This window comes from Streptomyces pristinaespiralis (genome assembly GCF_001278075.1).
Lineage (GTDB): Bacteria > Actinomycetota > Actinomycetes > Streptomycetales > Streptomycetaceae > Streptomyces > Streptomyces pristinaespiralis.
The window spans coordinates 7,442,258-7,464,612 of sequence record NZ_CP011340.1 but is presented as its reverse complement, the minus strand read 5'-3'; the positions used below and the strand labels follow the sequence as shown (position 1 = coordinate 7,464,612).

The 22,355-nt window shown below is 72.0% G+C and carries 17 protein-coding genes; 8 read left to right on the top strand and 9 right to left on the bottom strand.

Going from position 1 to position 22,355, the window contains the following annotated elements; all coding sequences use genetic code 11:
- Positions 1-50 precede the first annotated feature (50 nt).
- Together SPRI_RS32145 and SPRI_RS32140 are read left to right on the top strand one after the other, a co-directional pair.
- Positions 51-3,032 carry an AfsR/SARP family transcriptional regulator gene (locus SPRI_RS32145; protein ID WP_005320634.1) on the top strand — a complete coding sequence of 994 codons (2,982 nt, stop codon included), beginning with the start codon at positions 51-53 and terminating at the stop codon, positions 3,030-3,032.
- Positions 3,033-3,219: 187 nt separating this feature from the next.
- Entirely contained in the window at positions 3,220-3,873 is a 654-nt protein-coding gene (locus SPRI_RS32140; protein ID WP_037775378.1) for a hypothetical protein, read from the top strand.
- A 110-nt stretch (positions 3,874-3,983) separates the two neighbouring features.
- Here the strand turns inward: SPRI_RS32140 and SPRI_RS32135 are convergent, their stop codons facing one another.
- Together SPRI_RS32135 and SPRI_RS32130 are read right to left on the bottom strand one after the other, a co-directional pair.
- A complete protein-coding gene (locus SPRI_RS32135; protein ID WP_106428481.1) occupies positions 3,984-5,564 on the bottom strand; it encodes an MFS transporter in 1,581 nt (526 codons plus the stop codon).
- Between the two features lie 625 nt (positions 5,565-6,189).
- A complete protein-coding gene (locus SPRI_RS32130; RefSeq protein WP_005320630.1) occupies positions 6,190-6,750 on the bottom strand; it encodes an SMI1/KNR4 family protein in 561 nt (186 codons plus the stop codon).
- Between the two features lie 161 nt (positions 6,751-6,911).
- Here SPRI_RS32130 and SPRI_RS32125 point away from each other — a divergent pair, with 161 nt between their 5' ends.
- Complete coding sequence (locus tag SPRI_RS32125) at positions 6,912-7,649, top strand: VOC family protein (protein WP_005320629.1); 738 nt, start codon at positions 6,912-6,914, stop codon at positions 7,647-7,649.
- A gap of 214 nt (positions 7,650-7,863) precedes the next feature.
- A complete protein-coding gene (locus tag SPRI_RS32120; RefSeq protein WP_037775376.1) occupies positions 7,864-9,246 on the top strand; it encodes an MFS transporter in 1,383 nt (460 codons plus the stop codon).
- A 262-nt stretch (positions 9,247-9,508) separates the two neighbouring features.
- Here the strand turns inward: SPRI_RS32120 and SPRI_RS32115 are convergent, their stop codons facing one another.
- The 4 genes from SPRI_RS32115 to lnt all read right to left on the bottom strand — a co-directional run bounded on the left by SPRI_RS32115 (position 9,509) and on the right by lnt (position 14,658).
- Entirely contained in the window at positions 9,509-11,506 is a 1,998-nt protein-coding gene (locus SPRI_RS32115) for a helix-turn-helix domain-containing protein (RefSeq protein ID WP_053557573.1), read from the bottom strand.
- A gap of 120 nt (positions 11,507-11,626) precedes the next feature.
- Complete coding sequence (locus SPRI_RS32110) at positions 11,627-12,448, bottom strand: 3-hydroxybutyrate dehydrogenase (protein ID WP_005320626.1); 822 nt, start codon at positions 12,446-12,448, stop codon at positions 11,627-11,629.
- Between the two features lie 58 nt (positions 12,449-12,506).
- Entirely contained in the window at positions 12,507-12,992 is a 486-nt protein-coding gene (locus SPRI_RS32105; protein ID WP_005320625.1) for an NUDIX hydrolase, read from the bottom strand.
- A gap of 43 nt (positions 12,993-13,035) precedes the next feature.
- On the bottom strand, positions 13,036-14,658 hold the full coding sequence (gene lnt, locus SPRI_RS32100) for an apolipoprotein N-acyltransferase (RefSeq protein WP_050791769.1): 1,623 nt from the start codon (positions 14,656-14,658) through the stop codon (positions 13,036-13,038).
- A 235-nt stretch (positions 14,659-14,893) separates the two neighbouring features.
- Here lnt and SPRI_RS32095 point away from each other — a divergent pair, with 235 nt between their 5' ends.
- The gene (locus SPRI_RS32095) at positions 14,894-16,117 is read left to right on the top strand and encodes an O-antigen ligase family protein (RefSeq protein WP_078951321.1); all 1,224 of its coding nucleotides are present in this window, start codon (positions 14,894-14,896) and stop codon (positions 16,115-16,117) included.
- Positions 16,118-16,240: 123 nt separating this feature from the next.
- Here SPRI_RS32095 and SPRI_RS32090 read toward each other — a convergent pair whose 3' ends face one another.
- Both SPRI_RS32090 and SPRI_RS32080 read right to left on the bottom strand, forming a co-directional pair.
- Positions 16,241-16,837, bottom strand: coding sequence for a hypothetical protein (locus SPRI_RS32090; RefSeq protein ID WP_005320616.1), 597 nt, complete (start codon positions 16,835-16,837; stop codon positions 16,241-16,243).
- A 386-nt stretch (positions 16,838-17,223) separates the two neighbouring features.
- Positions 17,224-18,009, bottom strand: coding sequence for a glutamate racemase (locus tag SPRI_RS32080; RefSeq protein ID WP_037775374.1), 786 nt, complete (start codon positions 18,007-18,009; stop codon positions 17,224-17,226).
- A 58-nt stretch (positions 18,010-18,067) separates the two neighbouring features.
- On the opposite strand from SPRI_RS32080, the gene SPRI_RS32075 reads away from it, so the two are divergent.
- Positions 18,068-19,240 carry a glycosyltransferase gene (locus SPRI_RS32075; RefSeq protein WP_037775372.1) on the top strand — a complete coding sequence of 391 codons (1,173 nt, stop codon included), beginning with the start codon at positions 18,068-18,070 and terminating at the stop codon, positions 19,238-19,240.
- Positions 19,241-19,324: 84 nt separating this feature from the next.
- Here the strand turns inward: SPRI_RS32075 and SPRI_RS32070 are convergent, their stop codons facing one another.
- A complete protein-coding gene (locus SPRI_RS32070) occupies positions 19,325-20,638 on the bottom strand; it encodes a TerD family protein (protein WP_078951379.1) in 1,314 nt (437 codons plus the stop codon).
- Between the two features lie 251 nt (positions 20,639-20,889).
- Here SPRI_RS32070 and SPRI_RS32065 point away from each other — a divergent pair, with 251 nt between their 5' ends.
- Both SPRI_RS32065 and SPRI_RS32060 read left to right on the top strand, forming a co-directional pair.
- Positions 20,890-21,342: a DUF6643 family protein gene (locus tag SPRI_RS32065; RefSeq protein WP_005320611.1), complete on the top strand. Its 453-nt coding sequence runs from the start codon at positions 20,890-20,892 to the stop codon at positions 21,340-21,342.
- A 396-nt stretch (positions 21,343-21,738) separates the two neighbouring features.
- Positions 21,739-22,347: an Rv1733c family protein gene (locus SPRI_RS32060; protein WP_005320610.1), complete on the top strand. Its 609-nt coding sequence runs from the start codon at positions 21,739-21,741 to the stop codon at positions 22,345-22,347.
- The last annotated feature ends 8 nt before the right edge of the window (positions 22,348-22,355 follow it).

Sequence of the window (22,355 nt, the reverse complement as noted above, 5' to 3'; positions counted from 1 at the left end):
AGCCGACGCCGCGCGGCCGCTACAGTTACCGCCGAAGGGCGGGGGCGGCTGTGGACTTCGGAGTATTGGGCCCGCTGACGGTGTGGCGGGCCGGCGTACCGCTGGAACTGGGCACGCCGAAAGGGCGGGTGCTCCTGGCGGTCCTGCTGTGCCGGGCGGGCCGGCCGGTCGCCGATGACGCTCTGGCGGAGGCCATCTGGGGCGAGGCGCAGCCGAAGAGCGCCGCCAAGAACGTGCAGACCTACGTCCACCGGCTCCGGCAGCACCTGGGGGATCCGGGACGCATCACCCGGCAGGGCCAGGGCTATGTGTTGCGTGCCGACCGCGACGAGCTGGACGCCGCACGTTTCGAAGATCTGGCGGGCATGGCCCGAGCGGCGCTGACGGCCGGCGATCCGGATCAGTCGCGTCGGCTCTTCGACGAGGCACTGGACCTCTGGCGGGGACCCGCGTACGCCGGGATCGCCGACGTCCCGGCTCTGACCTCGGAGGCCGCCCGCCTCGACGAAATGCGGCTCGGCGTGCTCGAAGAGCGGATCGACGTCGACCTCCGGCTCGGTCGGCACAGCGAGCTCCTCGGCGAGCTGACCGCGCTGACGATGGAACACCCGTTCCGCGAGCGGATGTGGGCCCAGCTCATGCTGGCGCTCTACCGCTGTGGCCGGCGGGCGGACGCGCTGCTGGCTTATGCCCAGGTGCGTGGCGTCCTGGCCGAGGAGACCGGTCTGGAGCCCGGGCCGAAGCTGCGGGACCTGCACCGGACCATCCTCGGCGGGGACCCCGCACTGGATCCGGCGACCACGGCGGAGGAGCCGGAACACCCGACCGCCGACACCGCCCGGATGCTGCCTCCGACACTCGGCGACTTCAGCGGCCAGCAGGCGGAGCTGGCGGAGATCGAGGCGGTGCTCCGCAAGGACCGCGCAGCTGACGAACCGGCCGCGGTGGTGACCATCTCGGGCCCCGGCGGGATCGGCAAGACCGCGCTCGCGGTGCAGGCCGCGCATCGCCTCAGGTCCTCGTACCCCGATGGGCAGCTGTTCGCGGCACTGGCCGGCGCACGCACCCAGCCGGTCGACCCGGTCACCGTGCTCGGCCGCTTCCTGCGTGCGCTCGGAGTGCCCGCCACCGCCGTGCCGGACGACCCGGAGGAGCGCACGGATCTCTACCGGGGCCTGCTCGCGGAACGCCGGATCCTGGTGGTGCTCGACGACGCGTACGACGAGGAGCAGTTGGCTCCCCTGATGCCGGCCAGCGGTACGTGCGGGGTGATCGCCACCGGCCGCGTGCGGCTGGGCGGTCTGGGTGGCGCGCACCGGACGGAGCTCCGCGCGATGTCCGAGGCCGACAGTCTGGCCATGCTGCGCAACAGCACGGACGGCCGGTCGGCCTCGGCCACTCCCGCGGAGCTGTCCGACCTGGTCCGGCTGTGTGCGCGGCTGCCGCTCGCGCTGCGGATCGTCGGGTCGCTCCTCTTGTCACGACCGCACTGGCGCCCGGCGGACCTCGTGTCGCGGCTGGCGGACGAACAGCACCGGCTCGACGCGCTCCGCTATCGCGATCTCGAAGTGCGGTCCAGTTTCGGGCTGAGCTACGAAGGGCTCCGGCCCGAGGCACGGCGGCTGTTCCGGCTCCTCGGGCTGCTGGAGGCACCCGACTTCCCGCTCTGGGCGGCTGCCGCAGCGGTCGACACCGAACTGCGCGCGGCCCAGGAACTCCTCGACGAACTGGTCGACGTCCACCTGCTCGACGTCACGGGAACGCCCAACGGTCAGGCGCGTTACGGCTTCCACGACCTGATCCGCGCCTACGCGAGAGAACGCGCGGAGCTGGAGGAGCCGGCCGAGGCGCGGGACGATGCGGTCGTCCGCGTCCTCAGCGCCCTTCTGGCCCTCACGGACATCGCCGACCGCGACCACATGGGCCAGAACATGTTCCAGCGGGACGCCTCCCGGTGGCGGCCGGAGCGGGTCGAGGCAAGCCTGCCGCCTTCCGTACCGCCGATGACGCTGCTGGACTCGGAGCGCGTCCCGTTGGTGACGGGTGTGCGGCAGGCCGCGGAGCTGGGCAAGGACGAGCTCTGCTGGGAGCTGGCCGTGGGCGGCCACGCGCTGTTCGAGACGGAGCGGTACTTCGACGACTGGCAGGAGTGCTACGAGACGGCGATGGGCCTGGCCAAGGCCGCGGGCAACGTGCGTGGCCGGGCCAGACTGCTCATCTCGATGGCCGGGCTGCGCTACACCCGGCGTCGGTACGGTCCAGCCGAGGAGTCCAACACCGAGGCCATGGTCCTGTTCGAGCAGATCGGGGACCGGCGCGGTTACCTGGAGGCGCTGAGCAACGCGCCGTTCTTCCTCGTGCCCAACGGACGTCTGACCGAGGCGATCACGGCGGGAAGCGAGGCCTACGCACGGCTCGACGCCGGCGGGCAGGTCGCGGCGGCCCTGCACGCGTACTCACAGGTCGGCCTCGCCCACCTGCAGGCGGGGAGGCCGACAGCCGCGGTGGAGGTCTTCACGGAGATCGTCGCCGGGGCCCGCCAGCAGGGGATCCGGACCCTGATCGCGCGGGACACCTACTGGCTCGGCCATGCGCAGCTCGCGCTCGGCCGTCACGCGGAGGCGGAGAAGTCGTTCGCCGAGCTGACCGCGTACGCCTCGGACATCGGGCCGTCGGGCGCCTTCTACCTGGCCCACGCCTGGGGCTGCCTCCACCTGGCCCGAGGTGAGTACGCCGATGCGCGCCGCCGTCTCCTCGAAGGCGTCGAGGTCGCGCGCGCCCTCCATGACCCCATGTTCGAGACCCGTGTCCTCATCGACCTGCTCGATCTCCACCTGCACGACCGGCAGGATCCGCAAGCCGCGATCGCGCAGGGGGAGCACGCGGTCGAGGTGGCCCGCCGTATCGACTACCCGTACCTGCTTGCGGGAGTGCTGGACAGGCTCGCCCGGCTGCGGGCGGCGGCGGGAGACGACGGCGCCGCGAGGTATCTGGCCGACGAGGCCGCTGCCGTGGCTTCCACGATCCGCTGAGCCCTTGCCGCCCACCACGTATTCCCGGCGTGTGCCGGCCGTATTCCGGGATGTGTCACGGTGCGCCTCGGCAACGAAAGGCCGTCGGCATGCCGTTCCGGCAGGTCCGGCCGTGTTGCCGGTCATTTCTTGCGGCAATTGAACGTTCGAGCTGTCGTATCGGGCAGCTCTCGTTACCAGTGAGGTAATAGTGCACAAGGGACGCTTCGTGTTCGCGGCTGCTGTGGTCACCATGGGGCTCGGGCTGTCGGCCTGCAACAGCGACGAGGAGGGGTCGGCGGCGCAGGACTCGCCGGCGGCGTCGGCGCCGGCCCCCGCCCCGGCATCGTCCGAGCCGAGCAGCGGGAGCACGACGGCCGGCAGCGACGACGGTGCCGCTCCTGCCGAGGGGGACGTCACCGCGCCGGGCACGAAACTCGCGGTCGGCGACAGGGCTGTCCTGCCGTTCGAGTACACGAGCCAGAAGAAGGGCACCATCGCCGTGACCGTCACGGCGATCGAGAAGGGCACCGAGGCCGACATGGCCGCCTTCGGCGACAAGGCGAAGGGAATGACGCCCTACTTCATCAAGATGAAGGTGGAGAACGTCGGCGGCACCGACCTGTCGTACGCGTCGCTGAAGCTGGACGGTGTGCTGGAGGGCGGTGGCGGCACGGGCGTCGTACTGATCGGCGACCTCCCGGGCAAGTGCGACAACGAGACCGCGCCCAGCGACTTCACCACCAAGGGCGCGTCGTACGAGACCTGCGCGCTCAGCGCGACGAAGACCTCGCCCGTCACGGCCGCCGCGTTCGACGAGGGTGACGCGTACAGCGACAGCCCGGTCGTCTGGTCCGACTGAGGGCGCGCGCCTGCCCTTGTCTCGCCGGTCCGTCCGCGGCAGGCGGCCCCGGTCGTCCTCGCCCCGGCGGACCGGCGGCGGGCCCGGGACCGGCTTCCGCCATCACACTCTCAGGCGGGGCTGCGGGCCTGTTCGGAGTCCGGCTCCGGCATCGGACCCTGCTCCGGTATCGGGCCCTTCTTCTTTCCGGCAGCAGGCAACGTGATCAGCAGCACGGCTGCTCCGAGGAGTGCGATGACCGCGATCCAGCCCGCGCCGACGTGCATGGCCTGGATGAACGCATCATCGGCGGCGTGGGCAAGAGCGGGCCGGTCGACAGCGGTGGCGACGTGGCGGGCCTGTTCGGCGGAAACCCGCGCCTGATCCTGCACCGGGCCGGGGGCACCCTCCAGTGAAGGTTCGATCGCGCGTCGGTACACGATCGACATGATCGTGCCGCCCACGGCGATTCCGATCACACTGCCGGTCTGTCGCACGGTGTTGGTGACGGCCGATCCCGCACCGGCCTGTTCCAACGGCAGGTCGCTGATCAACGCGGCCGTAACGGGGCCGATCACCATGCTGATCGAGAGGCCCTGTATCAACAACAGGATCTCGATCCAGATGAGTGGAGTGCGGAGTTCGAGGAACCCGTACGCGCCCATGGTCAGCGCAGCCACGGTCAGCGCCGGCACGGCGACAGCGCGCAGCGACAGGCGGCGAACCAGGCGCGCGGCGAGCGGCGCCCCCGCGAGCGCACCCAATGCGGTCGGGACAGTGGCCGTACCCGCCTGCATCGGCGAAAGCCCGAGCGCGCCTTGCAGGTAGAACGCGTTGTAGAAGGTGATGGCGGCCACGGCGAAGAGCAGCAATCCGAGCGCCACATTCCCGCCACCGAATGCACGTTTCGCGAGCAGTCGCGGATCAAAGCCGGGCACCTTGACGCGCAGTTCGACGAGTACGAAAACGGCCAGCAGAACCAGGCCGACAACGACCGGCGCCCACACGTCGGCATGACTCCACACAGCCACCTGCCCCGCCCGGATCAGCCCGTAGGCCAACGCCACGAGCCCACCGATCGAGAGCAACATTCCAGCGGGGTCCAGTGGCCGCAGAGTGGGGCTGCGGAAATTCGGAACCAGCACGGCGAGCCCGACCAACGCCAATGCCGCGACCGGGACATTGACCAGAAAGACCGAACCCCACCAGAAATGATCGAGCAGGAATCCCGCCAGCACCGGGCCGGCAGCCATTCCGACACCTGCCGATGTCGAGAAAATCCCGATCGCGGCAGCCCGTGCGGGGCCGGTGAAGGTCCACATGAGGATGGCCATCATGGCGGGCGTGATCAGCGCGCTGCCCACGCCCATCACAGCACGAGCTGCGATCAGCTGGCCCGCATCGCTCGCGTACGCCGCCCACAGCGACGAGCCGGCGAAGATCACCAACCCACTGGAAAACACGGTCCGGTGACCGAACCGATCGCCCAATGCGCCGGCGGTGAACATCAATGTGGCGAAGGCCAGAGTGTACGAACCGGTCGCCCATTGCAGCTGACCGGGATCGGCCCCCAGTCCACGGACCGGGTCCGAAAGGGTCTTCAACGCGGTACTGAGGACGGTATTGTCCAGCCAGATCAGCAGCGAACAGAACATAAGAACGGCAAGAATCAACTGCTGCCTGGACTTCGGCAACGTCGGAGGCGCGGTCATGGACACCTTCGGATATCGATCGGCGGGAACCAGAACGACTGGACCATAAGCAAACTCCACGACACCGTCAAGCTTGAATTTTCTTGTCAGGACTGTTGCGTCCGAACGGCCAATATGCCCTCTGCCGAATTTGCGAACTCGACAATTTCGTGCCCTCCGGCGGATGTGCGAACCCGCCAATTTCATGCCCTCCGGCGGATGTGCGAGGCGAAGGATTTCATGGCTTTCGGAGGGTTGCCGCTGAGCGGATTTCGTGCCCTCCAATGAGCTGCCGCACCGTGTTGAGCCGGAACGCAACCAGCGAATGCGTACAGGTATCCGTCCAGGCCCAGCCGTTTCGCATGCTGTCGGTCCAGGGCCTGCCACTCGGCGACCTTCGCCCGTCGATGGCTCGTCAGGGAACTGCCGGTCCAGGGCAAACCACTTGAACGGGTGCCGGGTGAGCGTGGCAGGCTGGCGCGTCTTGCGCGTCCGGCGGTCGCCGGCTTCAGACGCCGGGCAGCCGGGCAGGGCACTGCGGCCGGCGTGGGCGGCGGCGGCGCTGCGGGCGGGGCCGGCCGATGCGGCGTCGAGGGCCGAGGGGGCGAGCGGGACGAACTCCGAGCCCTGCAGCACTTGTAGGGAGTCAGGCAGCGTCGTGCCAGGGTTTGTTCGCAGCCCAGTGCCGGACCCAGCCGGCAAAGCCGGATTCACCAGTGGTGAAGCCGAACTGCGCTCCGAAGGGAACGGCACCGACGTCGGTGATGAGCCAGACGTGCCCTCGGTGCGGGCCAGTGACGACGAGGTGCCAGTTCATCGCGCACCCGTCGGTGCCCAGCACGATCGAACCATGGTTGTAGACCTGCTCAAGGACCTCGTCGGAATCATCGGACGCGTCCGGGTCCTCCTCCCACATCCACGCCTCCGTCAAGGGGAACGGTTTGCTCAGGTCACGATCCCGCTCGTCATCGCCCCAGTCGCCCGGCAGGTCCGCGACCGGGAGCAGTCCATAATCCGGCGGCCCGGAGCAGGAGCCGTCCGTCATCTCGGCGACGAAGGTGCGATAGGGCTCAGGCAGCACGATCCCGTGGTCTGCCTCGAAGGCGTGGACCGCCTCCCAGCCGAGCGCTGACTCACCACCGTCATCGATGTCGAAGGCAGCTCGAAGCGATGCCGGCTCGGCGGGGTCAGCTTGATCGATGTTCATGCGGCAGAGATAGCACCCGGCTCTGACAACGCTCCTTCAAGGCCCGTGCCGCAGCCGGGCAGTTGCACACTCGAGCACCTCGATCGCCCGCCTGCCCCGCGTCAGCCACACATGTCCGATCGCGGCGGCTCTGACCTTGCGGCAGCTTCTAGGATCTGCGCATGGCAACGAGACTCGTGCAGATCAATATGAAGGCCCAGGACGACTCCGAGCTCGGTCGGTTCTGGGCGGAGGCACTCGGTTGGGGTGTCGACAGCGAGGCGCCCGGCGTGACCAACCTCGAACCCGTGGGCTTCGCCTACCCCGACCCCGTGGCCGTCTGCATCGACATCGTCGCCCGCCCGGAACGGAAGACGGTGAAGAACCGGGTGCACCTCGATCTGGCCACCACCTCGACCTCCCATCAGGTGGAGCTGATCGCGCGCCTGAAGGACCTCGGCGCGACGCTCGCCGACGTGGGTCAGGGCGACGTCCCCTGGACGGTCATGGCCGACCCGGAGGGCAACGAGTTCTGCGTCCTGGAGCCCCGCCCGATCTACCGGGACACCGGGCCGATCGCCGCGGTGGTCGCCGACTGCACCGACCCACGAGCGATGGCCCGGTTCTGGGGCGAGGCGATGGACTGGACGCTGCACGAGGTCACCGACACCCACGCGACCATGCGATCCGCCCAGGGCGTCGGTCCCTACCTGGAGTTCGTCCGCACCCCCGACACCAAGAGCGTGTGGAACCGCGTCCACCTCGACGTCTGCCCCTACCCCGGTGACGACCCGGCAGCGGAGGAAGCCCGACTGCGCGCCCTGGGCGCCACCGACCCTGGTATCGACCGGTCCGCGATCTCCTGGACGGTTCTGGCCGACCCGGAAGGCAACGAGTTCTGCCTCCTCAGCCCTCGCTGACCTTGAGCAACGCTCCCGCCCGTTTGCGCCTCAGCGGCAACGACCGCGTGGCGTCAACGAGACCGTCGCGGCGCCCCCGGCGCCGCCCCCATGGTGGGCGCACGCACCCCGGGTCGATGAACTATGGTGTCCCACCACATACGCCGCTGACCTGCCCCTTCCTACGGTGTGGCGACACGGAAACGTCCCCGCCAACTGTCCGGAAGTGGTGTCCATGGCCGCCCCCGCAACCGCCCCGCCCGAGCCCAGCTCGCTCAAGCGCATCGTCGCCGCCAGCCTCATCGGGACCACCATCGAGTGGTACGACTTCTTTCTCTACGGGTCGGCCGCCGCGCTGGTCTTCAACGAGCTGTTCTTCCCGGATTCCGACCCGCTCGTCGGAACCCTCCTCTCGTTCCTCACCTACGCCGTCGGCTTCGCCGCGCGTCCGCTCGGCGCGCTCGTCTTCGGGCACTACGGGGACCGGCTCGGGCGTAAGAAGCTGCTGGTGCTCAGCCTGCTCATGATGGGTGGTGCGACCTTCGCGATCGGACTCATGCCGACCCACGCGACGATCGGCTCCGCCGCGCCCGTCCTGCTGACCGTGCTGCGACTCGTGCAGGGATTCGCGCTCGGCGGCGAGTGGGGCGGCGCGGTTCTGCTCGTGTCGGAGCACGGCGACGCCAAGCGGCGCGGCTTCTGGGCCTCGTGGCCGCAGACGGGCGCACCGGCCGGGCAGTTGCTCGCCACCGGTGTGCTGTCCGCGCTCACCGCGCTGCTCTCGGACGCCGCCTTCTCCTCATGGGGCTGGCGCATACCGTTCCTGCTGTCCGGCGTGCTGGTGATCGTCGGCTTGTGGATTCGTCTCTCTGTCGATGAATCCCCGGTCTTCAAGGCCGCGTTGGCCCAGGCCGAGCAGCGCAAGGCGGAGGCCGGCCAGGTCGAGAAGATGCCCGTCGTCGCCGTGCTGCGTCACCACTGGCGCGATGTCCTGATCGCCATGGGCGCGCGTATGGCGGAGAACATCAGCTACTACGTGATCACCGCGTTCATCCTCGTCTACGCGACCACCGCCGTGGACCTGAGCAAGCAGACCGCACTCAACGCCGTCCTCATCGCCTCCGCCGTGCACTTCGCGGTGATCCCGATGTGGGGTGCGCTGTCCGACCGCATCGGGCGCCGGCCGGTGTACATGATCGGCGCGATCGGCGTCGGGGCCTGGATGTTCCCGTTCTTCGCGCTCATCGACACGGCGAGTTTCGGTGCTCTGCTGCTCGCCGTCACGGTGGGTCTCGTGCTGCACGGGGCGATGTACGCGCCTCAGGCGGCGTTCTTCTCCGAGATGTTCGCGACGCGGATGCGCTACTCGGGCGCCTCGATCGGCGCGCAGTTCTCGTCCGTCGCGGCCGGTGCGCCCGCACCGCTGATCGCGACGGCCCTGCTGGCCGACTACGACTCGTCGACGCCCATCGCCCTGTACGTGATCGCCGCGGCACTGCTCACCGTGGTGGCCATCGCCTGCGCACGGGAGACGAGGGAGCGGGACCTGACCTCGCTGGACAGCGGCGATGACGGGACCAAGGACGCTCCGGCCCCGGCGGACGCCCGTACCGCCTGATCCGCCGGCCCGCCGGCCGACAGGCCGGCAGCTCATACGCGAACCGCGCGGACTCTCCGGAGTCCGCGCGGTTCGCGCATGCGGGGGCCCTGTCCGGGTCGAGCCGGAAGGTTCCGTCGCGGAGCATCCCGAAGAAGGGAACGGAGAACAGGGACTCGTCAGCCCGTGGACACCTGGAGAACAGGGACCCTCGGCCCCTTACGGACACCCGGGACACGGGAGGGAAGTCGCGCTCCCGCCCTGCACGGAGGCCCCGGGGCTCTCAGGAGCCGGCCGACGACGACATCGCGTGCAGCCTGAGCGCCAGTTGGATCTCGAGGGACCGTGCCGGCGACTGCCAGTCAGGTCCCAGGAGCCGGCCTATGCGCTCGAGCCGTTGAGCCACGGTGTTCACATGGACGTGCAGGTCGTCCTTGGTGCGGGCCGGGCTCATACCGCTGGCGAAATAGGCGTCCAGGGTGCCGACCAGGTCGGTGCCGCGCCGCCGGTCGTAGTCGACGATCTCCCCGATGGTGCGGTGCACGAAGCCGTCGATGTCACCCGGGTCGGCGAGCAGCAGCCCGAGGAACCCCAGGTCCTGCGCGGCGGCGCCCTCCCCGACGCGGCCGAGGAGGCGCAGGGCGTCGAGGCAGCGGCGCGCCTGGGCATAGGCCTCGGCAACCGGCGCCGGGTTCCCGGCCGGTGAGTCGACCGGCGAGGAGGCGCCGACGGTCACCGGTTCGCGGAGCGTGCCGCCCAGTTGCCGGGCGGTCTGGCGTGCGAGGTCCGCCGCCGTGTCGCCGGGGCCGAGGGGCAGCAGCAGGACCGTGCCGCCGTCGCGTGCGGCGGCGAGACCGGAACGGGTCGCGGCCAGGTGGGACGCGGCCGACCAGAGGCGCTGACGGTCCGCCGTCTCGCGCGCGGAGACCGCGGCGCCGTCGAGGGAGCCCCCACGGGCGTGGCCGCCTGCACGGGTCCACGAGCCGGGACGCGCGGCGGTCCTGCGGCCCGTGGCGGGCTCGGCGCCGGTGACCTCGGCGTGGGTGGCGGTCTCCTCCGCCGTGCCGTCGATGCGGGCGGCGAGCACCACGTGCGGGACGTCCAGGTCCGCGCGCAGCCGGGCGGCCCGCTCGCGCAGCAGCCGCGGATCGCGGTCCGGCGCGTCGAGCAGGTCGTCGAGCAGCTCGCCCCGGACGCGCTGTTCGGCGTCGTGCGCCGACCGCCTGGCGAGCAGGAGCAGTGAGGTGACCATCGCGGCGCGCTCGAGGGTGCGCCGGTCGACGGGGTCGAGCGCGGGGTGTCCGCGCAGCACCAGCGAGCCGAAGACCTCGCCGCCGGCGGCGACGGCCGCGACCCAGTCGTCGCCGTGCCGTGTCGCATGGCCGCCCGAACCGGTGGTGTCCGGGCCGGCCTCGGTGAACTCCACGGTGCCGTCCAGCACTTCGGAGAGCGCGGCAGCCACGTCCTGGACTCCCCCGCCGCGCAGGACCAGCTCGGTGAGCCGGTCGTGGACGTCGGAGGCCCGCTCCAGGACACCGCTGTGGTCCTGGATGATCGCGTTGGCCCGCTCGAGGTCGGCGAGCGCGGAACGTGTCTCCGCGAGGAGGTTGGCGGTGTCGATGGCGACGGCCGCGTGGGCGGCGAAGGAGGCGAGCAGCGCGACCTGCTCGCGCTCGAACACCCTGGCCCGCCGGTCCGCCGCGAACAGGACGCCGATGACCTGGCTGCCGAGCATGAGCGGCACGCCGAGGATGGCGACGAGGCCCTCGTCCTTGACCGCCGCGTCGATGGTCCCGGTGTGCTCGAAGCGGGCGTCGTCGAAGTAGCTCTCCGTCACATAGGGCCGGGCGGTCTGGGCGACGAGTCCCCCGAGCCCCTCCCCCATGCCGAGCCGCACCTGCTGGAAGCGGGCCGACACCGAGCCCTCGGTGACGCGCATGTAGGTGTCGCCGGCCGCGGGGTCGTTCAGGCTGAGGTAGGCGACCTCGGTACCCAGCAGCGACCGGGCGCGCTGCACGATCGCACGGAGCACCGCGTCGAGGTCGCGCAGACCGGCGAGGTCGTGCGCGGTCTCGAAGAGGGCGGACAGCTCCGCCTCGCGGCGCCGCCGCCCCTCCAGCTCCGCCCGCACGCGCAGGGCCAGCTGCTTGGCGTGTTCGAGCGCGGCCAGCTGCTCGGGCCCGGCGCCGTCCGCGCGGGCCAGGAGCAGCGGCCTGTCGTACGCCTCCGCGGCGGCGCCGCGTGCGAGGAGCTCCAGGTAGTGGGCTTGATCGTGGGACATGGACACAGGATTCCTGCCGTACGGGCGGTCGCACCAGCCCTGTGGACAACCGTGCGGCCCCCGGCCCTGCGGCAGGGCCGGATCCGCTCGCGCTCGATACGCCTGACGTGATCGATACGGCTAGTGCGCCGTCCAGCCGCCGTCGAGGGTCAGCGAGGTGCCGGTGATGAAGGAGGCGTGGGGCGAGCACAGGTAAAGGGCGGCCTCCGCCACCTCCTCCGGCTCGACCAGCCGCTTGATCGCGGAGTCCTTGAGGAGGACCTCGGTGAGCACACGGTCCTCCGGCAGGCCGTGTGCGGCGGCCTGGTCGGCGATCTGCTTCTCGACGAGGGGCGTGCGCACGTAGCCGGGGTTGACGCAGACGGACGTCACGCCGTGCGGCGCGCCCTCCAGGGCGGCCGTCTTGGAGAGTCCTTCGAGGCCGTGTTTCGCCGCCACATAGGCGGACTTGTAGGCGGAGGCACGCAGTCCGTGTACGGACGAGATGTTGACGACCCTGCCCCAGCCCTGTGCGTACATGTGCGGCAGCGCGCCCCTGATCAGCCGGAACGGTGCTTCGAGCATCACCGTGAGCACGGTGTGGAACACCTCGGGCGGAAAGTCCTCGATGGGCCGCACCAGTTGCAGGCCCGCGTTGTTGACGAGGATGTCCGTGCCGGATGCCGCCGCCTCCGCGGCGTCCAGGTCGGTGAGGTCGAGCAGGTACGGTTCCACGGCCCCGGCCAGGCCCTCGCTGTGCGCGGCGAGCATCGCGAGTCCTTCGGCGTCCCGGTCGACGGCTCTGACCTTGGCCCCGGCGGCCGCGAGCCTGAGGGTGCAGGCACGGCCGATGCCGCCCGCGGCACCGGTGACGAGTGCGGTACGGCCGCCGAGGTCGACGGACAGGGGGGACGCCGCGGCTGCAGGGACGGGGGTGCCGGGCGGTGTGGTGGGCGCGGTCATGTCCGGCACATTAGGCAGCGATCATCCGGCGACCGATGTGGTCGCAACCCATACTTCGCTACGCCTGGGTGGGTTGGAACCATGCTGGTCCCTCGGACAGCGCGTGTTTGATCCGGAAGATCGCGAAGTCCTGGAGCTCCGGCAGCGCGTCGACGGGGAACCAGCCCACCTCGAGGGACTCCTCGTCGTTGACCCGCGCTTCGGCGGCGCCGCCGACGACACGGCAGCGCATGGTGATGTCCATGTACTGGCACACGTCGCCGTTGGGATAGGTGACGGGCCTCGGCAGCGCCTGCACCAGCACGACCCGCTCGGCGACACAGCGCACGGCGGTCTCCTCGTACACCTCGCGTGCCGCCGTCATGGCCGGCTGTTCGCCGGGCTCGGGGATGCCCCCGATGATCGACCAGTTGCCCGTGTCGGCGCGGCGGCCCAGCAGCACCCGCCCCGCGTCGTCGAAGACGACGGCGCTGACACCCGGCAGGAACAGCAGTTGGTGGCCGGCGGTCGCCCGGATGGCGCGGATGAAGTCGGGAGTTGCCATGCCCGGGACCCTACCTCCGCCCCGGCCGGGCCCCCGGCAGCGCTCAGGCCGCGTCCGCCCCCGTGGCAGCCTCGCCCGTCGCGCGCCGCCGCGTCCGCACCTTGCCGAGAGCGACCGCGCCCAGGCCCCCGGCGGCGAGCAGCACCAGGGCCAGTTCGGGCGCGCTGCCGAGCCGGGTCGCGGGCGTGAGCGACGACCGCAGCGGCACCTCGGCGACCAGCGCGTCCGGCGTGAACATCGCCGTCTCCTGGACGATCTCCCCGTCCGGCATGATGACGGCGCTGACACCGCTGGTGACGGGGACGACGACGGACCGGCTGTGTTCCACGGCCCGCACGCGCGACATCGCCAGCTGCTGGTACGTCATCTCGCTCCGGCCGAAGGTGGCGTTGTTGCTCGGTACGGAGATGAGCTGCGCCCCGTGCGTGACGGTGTCGCGGGCGGCGTCGTCGAAGGCCGCCTCGAAGCAGGTGACGAGGCCGACCTGGGTACCTCCGAGGTCGAAGACCCCCACCTCGTGCCCGGGCCCGAAGTCGCGGCGGACCCGGTCCACGTCGGAGTTGAAGATCCGCACGAAGGACCGCATCGGGATGTACTCGCCGAACGGCTGCACATGACGCTTGTCGTAGGTGTCGACGGGCCCGCGGGCGGGGTCCCACTCGATGAGGGTGTTGCGGAGCTTGCCCGTCTCCGGGGTCAGCACGGCGCCCACGACGGTCGGCACACCGATGGCCCTGACCGCCCGGTCGATGACCGCGCGGGCGTCCGGGTTGCGGTACGGGTCGAGATCGGAGGAGTTCTCCGGCCACAGCACGAAGTCCGGCCGGGGCTCCTTGCCGGCCGCCACGTCCTGTGCGAGCTGTTCCGTCCGGCGGGCGTGATTGTCGAGAACGGCCCTGCGCTGGGCGTTGAAGTCGAGTCCGAGCCGGGGGACGTTGCCCTGGATCGCGGCGACGGTGGCCGTGCCGTCCTCTGCGGAGTCGTCGACCAGCGGCCGGGAGGCCAGGGCCGCGACGACGGGCACGAGGAGGGCCAGGAGCGCCGCCGTGGCGGCGGTGCGCCGAACGGCCGCACCACGGCGGTGCGCGAGCACCTGCCGCGCACACTCGTAGAGGCCGAATCCGCAGAGCACGACGGCGAAGCTCAGCACGGGGGTGCCGCCGAGCGCCGCGAGCGGCAGGAAGAAGCCGTCGGCCTGACCGAACGCGATCTTGCCCCAGGGGAAGCCGCCGAAGGGTACGCGGGCGCGCGCTGCCTCGCCCGCGATCCAGACGGCGGCGGCCCATACCGGCCACGCCGGCAGCCGTGAGACGAGGGCGATGCCCATGCAGGCGAACGCCACGAAGAGCGCCTCCGCCGCGACCAGGGCCAGCCACGGCACCGGGCCGACCTCCTCGCCCGTCCAGGACAGCAAGGGCAGCAGGAAGCCCAGGCCCGCGAGGTAGCCGAGCCCGAACGCCGAGCGTGGACGGCGTCCGTGCAGCGTCAGGCCGAGCAGGGCGAACGCCGGGACGGCCAGCCACCACAGCGGACGCGGCGGGAAGCTCGCGAACAGCAGCAGGCCACAGAGCGCGGCGGCGCCCGGGCGCGCGAACCGGCGCAGCAGCGGCCGGCCCTCGGTGGAGGCGGGGCCTGGGGTGTCGACGGAGGTCATGATGGCGCTCACCTGGCGGAGTCTACGGCGGAGGCCTGTGAGCGGCGCAGTCACGTCCACCTCACCCAGCAGCAACGTTTCTCCCCAATCACTCCACACATGTCCGGGGCTCCCGTTAGCGTGTTCGCCGGTCCCGCGCACACCACGAGCCGTTCAGGTCGGTTCCGGCCGTCGCGCATCGGGCGCCCGTCGGCGTCCGGCCCGTTCCGGCCACGTGCGGGGCCCGTCACAGTCGGGGGGCGACGGGATGGGTTCAACGGGCGGTCCGCCCACGGGCCGGGAACGCCGAGGCGATCCGGAGGCGGACCCGGAACACGGGCGCGGGACGCACTCCGGCCCGGAACGCGGGCACGGGCACGGGCACGGGCACGGTACGCACTCCGAACCGGAACGCGGGCGGGGGACGCATGCCGACCCGGAACGCGGCCCAGGTCCGGACACGCGCGGCCAGGGCACGGACGCCGGCCCTGAACGCCGCAACGGCACGGACGCGGCGGGGGTCGTCGTCCTTGTCGGCTGCGCCGTGTGGTCGCTGGTCAGCGCGGCCGGGCGGGACGGGCGGCCGGAGGGCGTGCTGCTCGCCGTGTTCGCCGTCACGGCCGGATACGCGTGCGGGCGGATCTCGGGCTCCCTCCTCCCGGTCGGCGGCTTCGTCGTCACCGCGTCGGGTGCCCTCGCGGTTGCGGTCGCGTCCCATGATGGGGTGGTACCGGGAGCCGCCGCCGGTGCCGTCACTCCCCTCGGACAGACGGGTGCCGTCGCCGCCCTCCTGGTGCTCGGCACGGGGGCGGCCTGCTGCGCGGCGTCCGCCGCCCGTACCGCGAGCGGCAGGACGGCATCGCACCTGTTCGCGCTGGCCGTGGCCTGCTCCGCGCTCGCACTGGCCTCCGTGCCCGCGTTCGCGGCCTGCGTGACCGTGATGCTCTGTTCCCTCGCCGCGGCCCTGATACGGCGGCGCACCGCCGTTCTCACGGCACTCGCGCTGACCACCGGCCTCGTCGCGGGCGCCACGTGGGCCGTCGCGGAGGACGCCCTCCCCTCCGGGCTCGCCACCTCTGTGGAGGCGCCCCTCACCGTGCACAGGGTCGAACTGTGGCGGGACGCCGTCACCCTGGCGCGGCAGGAGCCCGTCCGGGGTGTCGGGCCGGCTCGCTTCGGCCGGCTGAGTCCGACGTCGGTCCAGTCGCCGGCCTCGGGGAACAAGCCCCACTCGGCACCGCTCCAGCAGGCGGCGGAGCAGGGAGTGGTCGGCGTCGCGCTGCTCGCGGCGGTCTTCGGCTGGATCCTGTACGGGCTGCGGCGTTCGCCCCGCCCGGCGCCGGTGACGCTGAGCGCAGCCGCCGCGCTCACGGCCGTGGCGGTACTGGCGTGCGTCGGCAACGTGCTGAGCTTCGCCCCCGTCACGACCGGGGCCGCGCTGCTCGCGGGACTGGCCACGGCACGCACGACCCGGGAGGGACAGGACCTGTAGGACACGGCAGGGCGCGGGAGCGGGTGCGCGCACGGAGAACCCGGAGTCGCCGGGACCGCCCGGCCGGGCACGGGGGCGGTCACGGAAGATCAGGGAGACGCGGGCCGCTCCCCGCGGGCGGGGTCACGCCCCTGGGGCCTTGCTCGCACCCGTCGCCCCTGGCGCCCCGGGCGCCCCGGCCCCCTTGATGTGAGCGATCCTGGCGCGGAGGACCCGCACCGCCATCGCCGCGTCGTCCACCGTCACGGTGAACCTGCCGCCGTCGTTGAGTGTGACCGCGAGACCCTCGCCGCGCCGGACGACGACAGCGGTACCACGCTCCGGACGCCAGCGGCAGCCCCAGCCGCCCCACTGCCGGGGCGTCACCCGGTGGACGAACTCCGCGCTCACCACGTGCGACAGGGGGATGTGCCTGCGCGGCACGCCGATGTGGCCGCAGCGCACGTCCAGCGCATAGCCGTCGATCTTGACCGCGACGTGGACGAAGGCGAGCGTCCCGTAAAGGATCATGAGGCCTGCCGCCACACAGCCGATGACCGCCATCAGCATCGCGGCGATGCCGGTGGTCCACGTGGCCCCGACGGCCAGCTTGATGCCGAGGGCCAGACAGCCCAGGCCCGCCACAGCGAGCAGCCACTGCATGCGGTTGGTCGCCCGGCCGGTCCAGACCTCTGGAAGGGGCTCCGAGCCGCGCCCCTCGTGGCGGAAGTGGTGCCTCATGCCTAGGACCCTACCCAGCATCCGGACAACCAGCACCGATGCGACGAAACGACCGTAAGAGCGGGCAAGACACCTGTGAAGGTGTCGTCACCGCTCGGCGACGGCGTCGGCGTCGCCGCCGGGAGCGGATCCCGGTCCACGGTCGTCACCAGCAGCAGGACGCGGACGGCAGCCGACGCCGGGAGCAGGTCACCGGTGGCGATCGGCGGCCGACGCCAGGAGCAGACCCCGGTCGACGGCCGCCACCAGGAGCAGTTCGCGCACGCCGGCCACCGACAGGAGCAGGCCACCCGACAAGGATCGCCGGCCACCGACAGGGATCGGCGGCCACGCGAGGAGCACATCGCGGACGACGGCCGGCGCCCGCCGAAAGAGCTGCGAGCGGTTCAGCGCGCGGGAGTCACCGCAGGCAGCAGGCGGCCCTCGGCGTAGCCGAGCGCCTCCGCCGGAAGAGTGGCTTCCGTACCGCTGAGCAGCACCGTGAGCCGGCCGCTCGGCGACGCGTCGGGCGCGGGCTCCGCACCGATCCGGCGCAGGGCCTGCGCGGCGACGGCTCCCGCCGAGCCGTGCAGGACGAGGGGCGGCAGGCCGGGCTGCTGGACCGCGGCCCGGATGCGCTCGGAGACCAGTTCGTAGTGGGTGCAGCCGAGGACGACGGCCCGGACGTCGCGAGGGGTGAGCGCCGCCGCCGCGGCGACGGCCCGGTCGATCGCGTCCTTGTCCGCCCGCTCCACCGCGTCGGCGAGACCGGGACAGGGAACCTCGGTCACCTCGACCGAGCCGGCGAACTCCTTGATGAGCCCGCGCTGGTACGGGCTGCCCGTGGTCGCCGGGGTCGCCCAGATCGCGACCGGACCGCCCCCGGCCGCGGCGGGCTTGATCGCGGGGACCGTACCGATGACGGGGATCGACGGCTCGAGCTCCGCCCGGAGCGCGGGCAGGGCGTGCACGGAAGCGGTGTTGCAGGCGACGATGAGCGCGTCGGGCTTGTGCGCGGCGGCCGCCCGCGCCACGGTCAGCGCGCGCCCGGCGACATCGTCCGGTGTACGAGGGCCCCAGGGCATGCTGCCGGGGTCGGAGGACAGCACCAGATCGGCGTCGGGGCGCAGCGTACGCACCACGGCCGCCGCCGCCAGCAGACCGATTCCGGAGTCCATGAGCGCGATCTTCACCCGGTCACCATAGTCGACCGCCCTCACGGCGGACCTGGCGTGGGGCAGACTGCGGCGAATGAGCGCTCTTGCCTGGACCGCCGTCGGATCGCTGGCCGCCTGGGGGTGGCTGCTGCTCGGCCAGGGGTTCTTCTGGCGGACCGACCAGCGGCTGCCGGACCGCGAGGATCCATCGCACTGGCCGGATGTCGCCGTCGTGGTACCGGCGCGGGACGAGGCGGACGTGCTCCCCGTGAGCCTGCCGACGCTGCTCGCCCAGGACTACCCGGGCCGGGCCGGGATCGTGCTCGTCGACGACAACAGCGGTGACGGTACGGGGGACCTGGCGCGGTCACTGGCGGCGCGGCACGGTGGCCTGCCGCTGCGTGTGGTGACGCCGGGCGAGCCCGGCCACGGCTGGACCGGGAAGCTGTGGGCCCTGCGGCACGGCATCGCCGCCGCCGGCGAACGCGAGCCGGAGTTCCTGCTGCTCACCGACGCCGACATCGCCCACGCACCGGACAGTCTGCGGCAGTTGGTCGCCGCGGCGCACACCGAGGGGCTGGACCTCGTGTCGCAGATGGCGCGGCTGCGGGTGGCGAGCGGCTGGGAGCGACTGGTGGTCCCGGCGTTCGTGTACTTCTTCTCGCAGCTGTATCCGTTCCGTCGGATCAACAAGGAAGGGGCGCGGACCGCAGCCGCGGCGGGCGGCTGTGTGCTGCTGCGCACGAAGGCCGCGACACGGGCCGGAATCCCGGACTCGATCCGCCAGGCGGTGATCGACGACGTCGCCCTGGCGCGTGCCGTGCGGCGCACCGGCGGCAGGATCTGGCTCGGTCTGGCCGACCGGGTCGACAGCGTGCGCCCGTATCCACGCCTCGCGGACCTGTGGCGGATGGTGTCGCGCAGTGCCTACGCCCAGCTGCGTCACAGCCCGCCGGTGCTGGCGGGGACCGTCGCGGGGCTGGCGCTGGTGTATCTCGCCCCGCCGGCGGCGCTGTTGGGCGGGCTGCTCGGCCGGGACGCGGTGGCCGCGTGGGCGGGGGCGGGGGCGTGGGCGGTGATGGCGGGCACGTACCTGCCGATGCTGCGCTACTACCGCCAGCCGCCGCTCCTCGCGCTGACCCTGCCGTTCACCGCCGCGCTGTATCTCCTGATGACGGTCGACTCCGCGGTGCAGCACTACCGGGGGCGCGGCGCCGCGTGGAAGGGACGCACCTACGCGCGGCCGGAGGCCGCCGGCGACGCCTGAGCGCGACCCGGGGCCGGGCTCACCGCGACGCGTGGCCGGGGCGGGCGTCGGCCGGCACCCGCCCCTCGATGCCCGCGGGGGGCGTCACTTGCGGCCGGGGGTCCAGTTCATGCCCCAGCCGTAGGCGTGGTCGATCGTGCGCTGCGGGCTGACACCGCGTTCCGGGACCAGGAAGCGGGCCTCCCGCTGGACGACGAGGTCGGAGCCGGTGTTCGTGATCAGGGCCAGGGCGCAGACCGTGGAGGGGACGGTGCACTCGCCCAGCGAGAAGTCGATCGCCGCTCCGTGCTGCGGCTGCAGGGTCACCGTCGCGTCGAGGTCGGCGAAGCTGCGGGCGCCCTGGTAGACGGTCACGAAGATGACGACGCGGCGGATGTCCTGGCGGCGGTCGAGGTTGATGGTGAGGTTCTCGCCCGGGGTGCCGCCGGTGCGGTCGTCCCCGTCGAGGTGGATGAACGGGGGCTGGTTCAACGCCCCGAAGGCGTTGCCGAGGGCCTGGACGACGCCCTTGCGGCCGTCGGAGAGTTCGTAGAGCGCGCACAGGTCGAGGTCGAGGTCGCCGTGCATGGCGATGGCGCGGCCGAGCTTGGCGCCCCAGCCCTGGAACTGCTTGCGGACCTGCCAGCTGAGGTTGACGCGCATCGCGCCGGAGGTGCCGCCCTGCTTGGTGAGGGAGACGCTCGGCGACTCCTTGGTCAGCGTCACCTTCGTGAGGCGTACCGGGGCCGGCGGCGCGGCGGGGGTGGCCGGCGCGGGCGGTGCCGGCTGTGGGGCCGGGGCCGCCGGCGGGGGCGGCGGGGTGGCGACGGGCGGCGTGACCGCGGGGAGGGTGGCCTGGGTGACGGCGGCCTCGGTGACGGGGGCCTGCTGCGGTTCGTCGACGGTGATGCCGAAGTCCGTGGCGAGTCCTTCGAGGCCGGTGCCGTAGCCCTGCCCGACGGCGCGGAACTTCCATGCGCCCTGGCGCCGGTAGAGCTCTCCGAGCACGAAGGCCGTCTCGACCGTGGCGTCCTGGCTGTCGTAGCGGGCGATCTCGTCGCCGGAGGCGGCGTCGAGCACCCTGATACGGAGGCCGGGCACCTGTCCGAAGGTGCCGCCGTCCGCCGAGGCGGCCAGCACGACGCGCTCGATCGAGCTCTCGACGCGGTCGAGGTCGACCGCGACGGAATCGGTCGTGGTGCCGGTCGCGGACTGCTTGCCTTCGTGCCGTACGGCTCCCGAGGCGTGCGCCGGCTGGTTGTAGAAGACGAAGTCGCTGTCGGAACGGACCTTCCCCGACGACTGCAGGAGGAGTGCCGACGCGTCGACGTCGGGCACCCCCGGTGCGGAGTGCCAGCCCAGCTCGACGCGGACACTCCGCACCGACACCGGAGTGTTCGCTCCCTTAAGCATGGACATGCTCTCCCCCATCTCGATTCGTTGCGCCCGGAAGATCGTTCATCGTCAACCTATTCCGCATACATCCCCCACAGGGGGGCCGACCCGTGGGTAACCCTCTCTCAGCTTGCGCTTTACACGATCACGAGACGTCAGAAGGCCCGTTTCCCCCAACTTCGCCCACATTAGTGAACCGTGGTCACTCACAGCTGATGAAACAACCCTCTTATCGGGCTCCCCAACCAGCACATCGTGGGCTTAACTTATGTGCCATGACCTCCCCCCGCGCCACCTACGGCGGCGGTTACTACTCCGCGCCGGCGTTTCCCGACACCCCGATCTACGACTCCCTGGTCGCGGAGCGGGGCACCCCTCAGATCGCCCCGATCCGAGTGCCTGCCGCCTACGACACCGGCAACAGCTACCTGCCGGCGCTCCCCGCGGCCCTGCCCGCCCTCCCGGCGGCACCCTCCCATCCCGCCCCGTCCTACGGTTACCCGCAGCCGATGCAGCAGCCGGTCCCGCTGCAGCAGGCGCCCGCCCCGTACATCCCGCAGCAGGCGGGCCCTCCCCGGGGCTACCCGGGACCGCAGTACCAGTCCCAGCCGCAGCGGCCGGTGTCCACGGGCTACGAGGCCATGCGGCCCGCGGCGGCGCGACCCGCTCCGGCGCCCGCGCCCTACGAGGATCCGTACAACCGCCCGTACCAGGGCCGGGGGTACTGAGCGACGGCGAGGGCGGCCCGTCCGGACAGTGCTCCGGCGCGGAGGCAGGGCGGGCCGCCGCTCGACGAGCAGGGGCACACCGGAGATCGCCCCGCACACCCGCGAGTTCCCTCGCCGCGCGCTCATGCATCCCCGCGCGCGGCGGACATGAGGCCGTGACCGGCTCACTCCTCCCTGATCACACAGAGCGACCGCCCTCGTTCCCTCGGCCCGCGCCCGACCGTGCCCCGCACCCGTCACGGAGAATTCCCGCCCGGCGGGAACAGATCGCGGTGGCAGGCTCGTTGGACCGTGCGCGGGACGGACTCGCGGGGTGACGTTCTTCTCTCTTCGCACCACCCGCGCTTGTGCCGTGCCCTGCCGGGCTATCACGGACAAGGGAAGGGGGTGCGGAAAGTGCGGGCAGCCGTCGGCATCTGGCGCTGGCGCCGCAATCCCCTGCGGCGTGCCACCGATCTGTGCGAGGCATGGCTCGCACTGGTCGCCGCCCTGCTCATCGTCACGGCCGCCCCGGCGGTCGGCTGGGTCACCGGCGCGCTGACCGAGGAGTCGCTGCGCCAGGCGATCCGGGTCCAGCGCCTCCAGCGGCATGCCACGACCGCCACCGTGCTCGGGCCCGCCGAATTCCCGCGGCCCACGGCCTTCGACCCCGAGACCGCCGCCGCCGACGGACGCCGCAGAGCGGTCGCCGCGAAATGGACCGCCCCGGACGGCAGCCGGCACTCCGGCACGGTCCCCACCACGCTGCCCGCGCCCCGCCCGGGTGACACGTTCCCGCTGTGGACGGACGGTTCCGGCCGAATGGTGCCCCGCCCGATGGACACCGCCACGGCCGAGGTGCACGCCGCACTCGCCGGCGTCGGCGCCGCTCTGGCCTGGGGCCTGCTCGTCGAATGCGCCCGGAGGCTGGTCCTTTGGCGGCTGGTGCGCCGCAGACACGCCGCGCTGGACCGGGCCTGGGCGGCGGTGGGTCCCGACTGGGGACGGACCGGCGCAGGAAGCTGACCTGCCAC

Excerpts from the sequence above, each read along its gene's own strand:
- SPRI_RS32135 (WP_106428481.1), bottom strand. The coding sequence starts at position 5,564 with ATGACCGCGCCTCCGACGTTGCCGAAGTCCAGGCAGCAGTTGATTCTT.
- SPRI_RS32130 (WP_005320630.1), bottom strand. The coding sequence starts at position 6,750 with ATGAACATCGATCAAGCTGACCCCGCCGAGCCGGCATCGCTTCGAGCT.
- SPRI_RS32125 (WP_005320629.1), top strand. The coding sequence starts at position 6,912 with ATGGCAACGAGACTCGTGCAGATCAATATGAAGGCCCAGGACGACTCC.
- SPRI_RS32120 (WP_037775376.1), top strand. The coding sequence starts at position 7,864 with ATGGCCGCCCCCGCAACCGCCCCGCCCGAGCCCAGCTCGCTCAAGCGC.
- SPRI_RS32115 (WP_053557573.1), bottom strand. The coding sequence starts at position 11,506 with ATGTCCCACGATCAAGCCCACTACCTGGAGCTCCTCGCACGCGGCGCC.
- SPRI_RS32110 (WP_005320626.1), bottom strand. The coding sequence starts at position 12,448 with ATGACCGCGCCCACCACACCGCCCGGCACCCCCGTCCCTGCAGCCGCG.
- SPRI_RS32105 (WP_005320625.1), bottom strand. The coding sequence starts at position 12,992 with ATGGCAACTCCCGACTTCATCCGCGCCATCCGGGCGACCGCCGGCCAC.
- SPRI_RS32095 (WP_078951321.1), top strand. The coding sequence starts at position 14,894 with ATGGGTTCAACGGGCGGTCCGCCCACGGGCCGGGAACGCCGAGGCGAT.
- SPRI_RS32090 (WP_005320616.1), bottom strand. The coding sequence starts at position 16,837 with ATGAGGCACCACTTCCGCCACGAGGGGCGCGGCTCGGAGCCCCTTCCA.
- SPRI_RS32075 (WP_037775372.1), top strand. The coding sequence starts at position 18,068 with ATGAGCGCTCTTGCCTGGACCGCCGTCGGATCGCTGGCCGCCTGGGGG.
- SPRI_RS32070 (WP_078951379.1), bottom strand. The coding sequence starts at position 20,638 with ATGTCCATGCTTAAGGGAGCGAACACTCCGGTGTCGGTGCGGAGTGTC.
- SPRI_RS32065 (WP_005320611.1), top strand. The coding sequence starts at position 20,890 with ATGACCTCCCCCCGCGCCACCTACGGCGGCGGTTACTACTCCGCGCCG.